We start from the raw sequence: 7,200 nt of genomic DNA, 5'->3' as shown, positions 1-7,200 counted from the left end.
AAGAGAAATGGGCTGAGACGCCAATCGTCGAGCGCGGCAAGTACATGCTCGCCATGCTGGAAGCGCTGGTCGCGATATCAGACGAGATCGTGCCGGAGATTGCCTGGCAGATGGGGCGGCCCGTACGCTACGGCGGCGAGTTCGGCGGCGTCAGGGAACGCACCACCTATATGGTCGAGATCGCCGAGCAGGCGCTCAAGTCGGTGCCTGCCTCCAACCCGAAGGACGGCTTCCGCCGTTATGTGAAGAAGGACCCGCTCGGCGTGGTCATGGTGATCGCGCCGTGGAATTATCCCTATCTCACCGCCGTCAACACCATCGTGCCGGCGCTGATGGCCGGCAACACCGTCATCCTCAAGCATGCGGCGCAGACGCTGCTGGTCGGCGAGCGCTTCCAACATGCTTTTGACGGAGTGGGTCTGCCCAAGGGCGTGTTCCAGAATGTCGTGCTGAATCACGCCCAGACCGAAAGGCTGCTCGGCTCGGGCAAGATCGACCATGTCAATTTCACCGGTTCGGTCGGTGGCGGCCGCGCCATCGAAAAGGCTGCGGCCGGCACCTTCATGACGCTCGGCCTCGAACTCGGCGGCAAGGACCCGGCCTATGTGCTGCCTGACGCCAAGATGGATCATGCGGTCGCCAATCTGGTCGACGGCGCCTTCTACAATTCCGGCCAGTGCTGCTGCGGCATCGAGCGCGTCTATGTGCACGAGAAGGTCTATGACGAATTCGTCGAAGGCTTCATCGCCGAGACCAAGAACTATGTCGTCGGCAATCCGCTCGACCAGGCGACGACGATGGGGCCGATGGCGCAGGCGCGCTTCGCCGACCTGATCCGTGAACAGAAGGCCGAGGCACTGCGCAAGGGCGCGGTGGCGCACATCGACATGAAGGTGGCTAACGACAAGGCCGGTTCGCCCTATCTGGCGCCGGAGGTGCTGACCAATGTCGATCATCAGATGAGCGTCATGCGCGAGGAAAGCTTTGGCCCGATCGTCGGCATCATGAAGGTGCGCAACGACGAAGAGGCGATCGCGCTGATGAACGACAGCCCCTACGGACTGACCGCTTCGATCTGGACGCGCGATACCGAGCATGCCGTGGCGATCGGCAACCGCGTCGAGACCGGCACGGTGTTCATGAACCGCTGCGACTACCTCGATCCGGCACTGGTCTGGACCGGCGTCAAGGACACCGGCAAGGGCGCGGGCTTGTCGGCCATCGGCTATGACAATCTCACCAGGCCGAAATCATTCCATCTGCGCGAAGCCATCTGATTTATTGAAAGACAAAAATGTCCAAGCTGATCTCCAAATGGAACTACCCCACCACCGTCCGCTTCGGCGCCGGCCGCATCAAGGAATTGCCTGAGGTGCTGGCGGCCACCGGCATCAAGCGGCCGTTGTTCGTCACCGATCCTGGACTGGCGAAACTGCCGGTCGTCGCCTCGACCCTAGAGATCCTCGACGATGCGAAGGTCCCTTACGGCGTTTTCTCCGAGGTCAGGCCGAACCCGGTCGAATCCAACCTGACCGCCGGCATCGCCGTGTTCAAGAAGGGCAAGCATGACGGCGTCATCGCCTTCGGCGGCGGCTCGGCGCTCGATCTCGGCAAGCTGATCGCCTTCCAGGCCGGGCAGGTCAGGCCGGTGTGGGATTTCGAGGATGTCGACGACTGGTGGACGCGCGCCAATTCGGATGCCATCGCGCCGATCATCGCCGTGCCCACCACCGCCGGGACCGGATCGGAGGTTGGCCGCGCCGGCGTCATCACCAATGAGGCGACGCACACCAAGAAAGTCATCTTCCATCCCAAATTGTTGCCGGCTATCGTCATTGCCGATCCGGAGCTTTCGGTCGGCATGCCGGGCTTCATCACCGCCGGTACCGGCATGGATGCGCTGGCCCATTGCCTCGAAGCCTATTGCGCGCCCGGCTACCATCCGATGGCCGACGGCATCGCCGTCGAAGGTGTGAGGCTGGTCTTCGAGAACCTGCCGAAGGCCTATGCCAACGGCGGGGATCTCGTTGCGCGCGCCCATATGATGAGCGCCGCCGCCATGGGCGCCACCGCCTTCCAGAAAGGGCTCGGCGCCATCCATTCGCTGTCGCATCCGGTCGGTGCGCTCTACGACACCCATCACGGTATGACCAACGCGGTGTTCATGCCCTATGTTCTGGCCTTCAACCGGGATTCCATCGAGGAGCGTATCGGCCGGCTCGCCGCCTATTGCGGCATCAAGGGAGGCTTCGACGGCTTCGCCAAAGCCATCATCAAGCTTCGCAAGGAACTGAAGGTGCCGCATGCACTGCCCGGCCTTATCAAGGGGCTCGACATGGACAAGAAGCGTAAGACGCTGATCGCCGATATGGCGGTGGTCGATCCGACTGCCGGCGGCAACCCGGTCAAGCTGACCAAGAAGGCGGCGCTGACCTTGCTCGAAAACGCCATCGCCGGCACGGTCTGAGGCGTTTTCCGCGCCGCAAAGTGATCTGAAAAGGGGCTATGAAAACAAGGGGGAGGATGACGGGCAAGGCAAAAACTAGTTAGCCGGAAAAAGAATCGCGGAGCGATTGCTACATCAGGTTAAAAAGAGTTTACTTTTTCGCACTGCGAGCAGCCGCTTTCACAAAGCTTTCATCTGGCTGTCACATGAAAACGATACCGCATCGCAGGCGTCCAACGGCGTCAGTTCAACGGAGAGAACACATGTTCAAATTCACGGGGAAAGTGCTTTCCCTTTCGGCCGCGGCGCTTTTCGCGTCGACGGTGATTTCGTCCGCGGATTCGCTGGACGATCTCGTCAAGGCCGCCAAGGCGGAAGGCCAGCTCACCACCATCGCGTTGCCGCATGACTGGTGCGGCTACGGCGACGTCATCGCAGGCTTCAAGGCGAAGTATCCGGAAATCACCGTCAACGAACTTAATCCCGATGCCGGTTCCGGCGACGAGATCGAGGCCATCAAGGCCAACAAGGACAACAAGGGCCCGCAGGCGCCTGACGTCATCGACGTGGGCCTGTCGTTCGGCCCGACCGCAAAGGCCGACGGCCTGATCCAGCCCTACAAAGTGTCGACCTGGGATTCGATCCCTGACAGTGCCAAGGATGCCGACGGCTTCTGGTACGGCGACTACTACGGCGTGCTCTCGTTCATGGTGAACAAGGATCTGGTCAAGGAATCGCCGACCGACTGGGCTGACCTCTTGAAGCCGGAATTCGCCAACGCAGTCGCCCTTGCCGGCGATCCGCGCGTTTCGAACCAGGCCATCCAGGCTGTCTACGCTGCGGGCCTTTCCGGTGGCGCGGCTGCTGGTGACGCCGCCGGGACCGCTGGCCTCGACTTCTTCAAGAAGCTCAACGCCGCCGGCAATTTCGTTCCGGTTGTCGGCAAGCCGGCAACGCTTGCCCAGGGCCAGACCCCAATCCTTATCAACTGGGACTACAACGCGCTCGCCGGCCGCGATACGCTGAAGGGCAACCCGCCCGTCGACGTCATCGTGCCGAAGACTGGCGTGGTCGCGGGCGTCTACGTGCAGGCGATCAGCGCCTACGCGCCGCACCCGAACGCTGCCAAGCTGTGGATGGAATACCTTTATTCCGACGAGGGCCAGATCGGCTGGCTGAAGGGCTATTGCCACCCGATCCGCTTCAATGATCTCGCCAAGAACGGCAAGATCCCGGCTGATGTGCTGGCCAAGCTGCCGCCGGCAGAATCCTATGCCTCGGCTGCGTTCCCGACGCTCGACGAGCAGGCCAAGGCCAAGGAAGCTATCAGCAAGAACTGGGACGCCACCGTCGGCGCCAACGTCAAGTAAGATTTGTAATCCACCGGGCGGTCGCGAGGCCGCCCGGCACACTCTATAAGACGGTGGCCCCGGCGCATGACCGATCTATCGCTTTCAAATCAGGCATTTGCCACCAAGCCGGCGCCACCGAAGGTGACGGCCGCCTTCCGCCTTCCGACGCAATGGATCGGTGTGGCGCCGTTCTTCATCTTCGCCCTGATGTTTTTGATCCTGCCCACGCTCTATCTCGTGTTGGGGGCATTCCGGAACAGTGAGGGCGGGTTCACGCTCGACAATATCGTGCAGTTGGTCACCGACCCGTCGATCAGCCATTCCTACTGGTCTTCGATCAAGATCAGTTTCTGGTCGGCCATCATCGGGGCGTTTGCCGGGCTCGCCATCGCCATCGCAATCGTGCGCGGCGGACTTCCACCCTGGACGCGCTCGGCAACACTTACCTTCTCGGGCGTTGCTTCGAATTTTGCCGGCTTGCCGCTCGCCTTCGCGTTCCTTGCTACTCTAGGCCGTGTCGGAATTGTCACGACGCTTCTGCGTGACGTGCTCAACATCAACATCTACGCGATGGGCTTCAATTTTCTCACCACGACAGGTCTGATCGCCGTCTATCTGTTCTTCCAGATACCGCTGATGGTGGTCATCATCGTGCCGGCGATCGACGGCTTGAAGAAAGAATGGGGAGAGGCTGCCGCCACGCTCGGCGCCACGCAGGCGCAATATTGGCGCATGGTGGTCATCCCGGTGATATGGCCGAGTTTCCTCGGTACGGTCATCCTGTTGTTCGCGAACGCCTTCGGCGCGATCGCCACCGCCTATGCGTTTGCCGGTCCGACGCTCAACATCGTTCCGATCAAGCTCTACTCGCAGATGAATGGCGACGTGCTGCACAACCCTCAGCTCGCTTATGCCATAGCCTTCGGCATGATCGTCATCACCGGGTTGGCGAATGTCTTCTACATCTGGTTTCGGACGCGGTCCGAAAGGTGGCTCAAATGAAGTCGGGCAAGTTCTGGGCCTGGGTCGTCTTTATTGTCGGGGCCGCGTATTTCTTCATTCCGCTGATGGCAACTGTCGAGTTCTCGCTGCGCATGCGCCGCGGCGTCCACTCGTTCGACGCCTATCAGGTTGTACTGGGCGACGCGCGCTTCCAGTCAACCTTCCTGTTTTCAGTCATCGCGGCGGTCTTCACGATCATCCTGGGAGTGCTGATCGTGGTGCCGGCGGCGTACTGGATTCGGCTGCGCCTGCCGCAGCTGCGGCCGATCGTCGAGTTCATCACCCTTTTGCCGCTGGTCATTCCGGCAATCGTCATCGTCTTCGGCTATATCAGGATGTATGGTTCGAATTCACCGTTGCCGTTCCTGGCGAGCAATTGGGGTGCGAATGCGTTGCTTGTCATTGGTTATACGACGCTGTCTCTGCCTTACATGTACCGGGCTGTCGACACCGGTCTGCGCACCATTGATGTACGCACCCTGACGGAAGCCGCGCAAATTCTGGGCGCCGGCTGGGGCACGATCATCACCCGCGTGATCATGCCCAATGTGCTGATTGCCGTGCTGTCGGGAGCCTTCCTGACTTTCGCCATCGTGATCGGCGAGTTCACCATGGCCAGTCTGCTCAGCCGTCCGGCATTCGGCCCGTATCTGCAGAATATCGGCGCGAACCGCGCCTATGAACCAGCCGCCCTTGCGGTGATCGCCTTCGCCATCACGTGGGGCTGCATGTCGCTGATCCAGATCCTGTCCCGCTTCGCGCCGAAATCGGCGAACCGTCCGAACTGAAAGTCAAAGCCATGGCCGACCCATTCCTCTCCATCCAGCACGTTCGAAAATCCTTCGGCGCCACAACGGTGGTCGAGGACTTCAATCTTGACGTCGAGCGCGGCGAATTCGTCTCCTTCCTCGGCCCGTCCGGCTGCGGCAAGACCACCGTGCTGCGCATGGTGGCGGGCTTCGAGGAGCCGAGCGCCGGCACGATCGTCGTCGGCGGCAAGGACATTACGAGGTTGAAGCCCAACCAGCGCAATGTCGGCATGGTGTTCCAGGCCTATGCGCTGTTTCCCAACCTGACCGTGGCGCAGAACATCGGCTTCGGCCTGAAGGTCGCCGGCATGCCGAGGGCGGACATCGATGCCCGTGTCGCCGAGATGCTCGGCATCATCAAGCTGCCGCAGATGGCGGATCGCTATCCCTATCAGCTCTCGGGCGGCCAGCAGCAACGCATCGCGCTGGCCCGCGCCATCGCGCCGAAGCCGAAGCTCTTGCTGCTCGACGAGCCGCTGTCGGCGCTCGATGCCAAGGTGCGCGTGTCGCTGCGCGAGGAAATCCGCTCGATCCAGAAGAAGCTCGGCATCACCACTATCTTTGTCACGCACGACCAGGAAGAGGCGCTGTCGATCTCCGATCGCATCGCCGTCATGTATGGCGGCAAGGCCGAGCAGGTCGGCACGCCGTTCGAGATCTACAACCGCCCGGCGACCAAGTTCGTCGCCAACTTCGTCGGCACGCTGAACGTGCTCGAAGGCACCGTCACCGATGCCGCCGCAGGCACGGTGCGGGTCAATTCCGAACAGGTTTCGCTCAAGGGCAAGCTCAACGGCTCCAAATCAGGCGACACGCTGTCGCTGGCGCTGCGTCCGGAAGCGATTTCGCTGGGCCGTCAGCCCGGCCGTGACTCCAGCCTTTCGGGAGAAATTTCCGAAGTGCATTTTCTCGGCTCGGTCATCCGGGTTCGCGTCGGCATCGGCGGCAACACGGTCTCGCTCGACACCTTCAACAGCCCGGCAACGCCGCCGCCCGCTGTTGGTGAAAAGGCTGAGATCTCGTTCTCGTCGAGCGACATGCTGGTGCTGCACTAGGCTGATGCGCTTGCTCAAAATGAATGGCTGCATCCCGGTCTGCGAAGACGGGAGATGCTTCCGTCCGCGTGGCATGGGCTGCAATGCAGGGAAGTCCGTGTTTAAGCGACCCCTCTATCGGTGATTTCGATATCGGTGCGGTCGGCGCATTTGTCGATTTGGCAGGGCATCGGTGGAAGGCAATTCGAGGCATATTCCCATCGGCTCGAGCTTGCTGGCCAATCAACAGTTTCCAGCCGCTTTGCCACTGCCAGCGTCTCGCATCCCGGCTATAACAGCCCATGGCTCTTTTCGAACTCACCCTTGTCCTGCTGTTGATCGCCGTTGCGCTGACGGCGCTGTCGCGGCGCGTACAGGTTCCCTATCCCTCTTTGCTGGCGCTGGCCGGGGTGGCCATCGCCTTCGTGCCTGGCGTGCCGACCATAGAGATCGATCCGGAACTGGCGCTAGCCCTGTTCATCGCGCCGGTGCTGCTCGATGCCGCCTATGATACCTCGCTGCGCGATCTCAACCGCTACAGGGTGCCGCTTGTGCTG

General features: G+C 61.4%; 7 protein-coding genes. All 7 read left to right on the top strand.

The annotated features are described in order from the left end of the window. A partial coding sequence (locus EOC06_RS10170; RefSeq protein WP_245469450.1) for an aldehyde dehydrogenase family protein occupies window positions 1-1,277 on the top strand: 1,277 nt, incomplete at its 5' end. 17 nt (window positions 1,278-1,294) lie between these two features. Further along, on the top strand, window positions 1,295-2,467 hold the full coding sequence (locus EOC06_RS10165; RefSeq protein WP_128307666.1) for an iron-containing alcohol dehydrogenase: 1,173 nt from the start codon (window positions 1,295-1,297) through the stop codon (window positions 2,465-2,467). 242 nt (window positions 2,468-2,709) lie between these two features. After that, on the top strand, window positions 2,710-3,816 hold the full coding sequence (locus EOC06_RS10160) for an ABC transporter substrate-binding protein (protein WP_128307665.1): 1,107 nt from the start codon (window positions 2,710-2,712) through the stop codon (window positions 3,814-3,816). A gap of 189 nt (window positions 3,817-4,005) precedes the next feature. Continuing rightward, entirely contained in the window at window positions 4,006-4,800 is a 795-nt protein-coding gene (locus EOC06_RS10155; RefSeq protein ID WP_245469451.1) for an ABC transporter permease subunit, read from the top strand. Beyond that, entirely contained in the window at window positions 4,797-5,588 is a 792-nt protein-coding gene (locus EOC06_RS10150; RefSeq protein ID WP_128307663.1) for an ABC transporter permease, read from the top strand. Before EOC06_RS10155 ends, EOC06_RS10150 begins: the two co-directional genes overlap by 4 nt. Window positions 5,589-5,599: 11 nt before the next feature. Next, window positions 5,600-6,664 carry an ABC transporter ATP-binding protein gene (locus EOC06_RS10145; RefSeq protein ID WP_023810097.1) on the top strand — a complete coding sequence of 355 codons (1,065 nt, stop codon included), beginning with the start codon at window positions 5,600-5,602 and terminating at the stop codon, window positions 6,662-6,664. Window positions 6,665-6,945: 281 nt separating this feature from the next. Then, window positions 6,946-7,200: cation:proton antiporter (locus EOC06_RS42140; RefSeq protein WP_245469449.1), on the top strand; the 255-nt coding region annotated here is incomplete at its 3' end.

This window comes from Mesorhizobium sp. M7A.F.Ca.MR.362.00.0.0 (genome assembly GCF_004023175.1).
In the GTDB taxonomy this organism is placed as follows: Bacteria; Pseudomonadota; Alphaproteobacteria; order Rhizobiales; family Rhizobiaceae; genus Mesorhizobium.
The sequence above is the reverse complement of the archived record's forward strand: the minus strand, read 5'-3'. Positions and strand labels throughout refer to the sequence as shown.

Excerpts from the sequence above, each read along its gene's own strand:
- EOC06_RS10165 (WP_128307666.1), top strand. The coding sequence starts at position 1,295 with ATGTCCAAGCTGATCTCCAAATGGAACTACCCCACCACCGTCCGCTTC.
- EOC06_RS10160 (WP_128307665.1), top strand. The coding sequence starts at position 2,710 with ATGTTCAAATTCACGGGGAAAGTGCTTTCCCTTTCGGCCGCGGCGCTT.
- EOC06_RS10155 (WP_245469451.1), top strand. The coding sequence starts at position 4,006 with ATGTTTTTGATCCTGCCCACGCTCTATCTCGTGTTGGGGGCATTCCGG.
- EOC06_RS10150 (WP_128307663.1), top strand. The coding sequence starts at position 4,797 with ATGAAGTCGGGCAAGTTCTGGGCCTGGGTCGTCTTTATTGTCGGGGCC.
- EOC06_RS10145 (WP_023810097.1), top strand. The coding sequence starts at position 5,600 with ATGGCCGACCCATTCCTCTCCATCCAGCACGTTCGAAAATCCTTCGGC.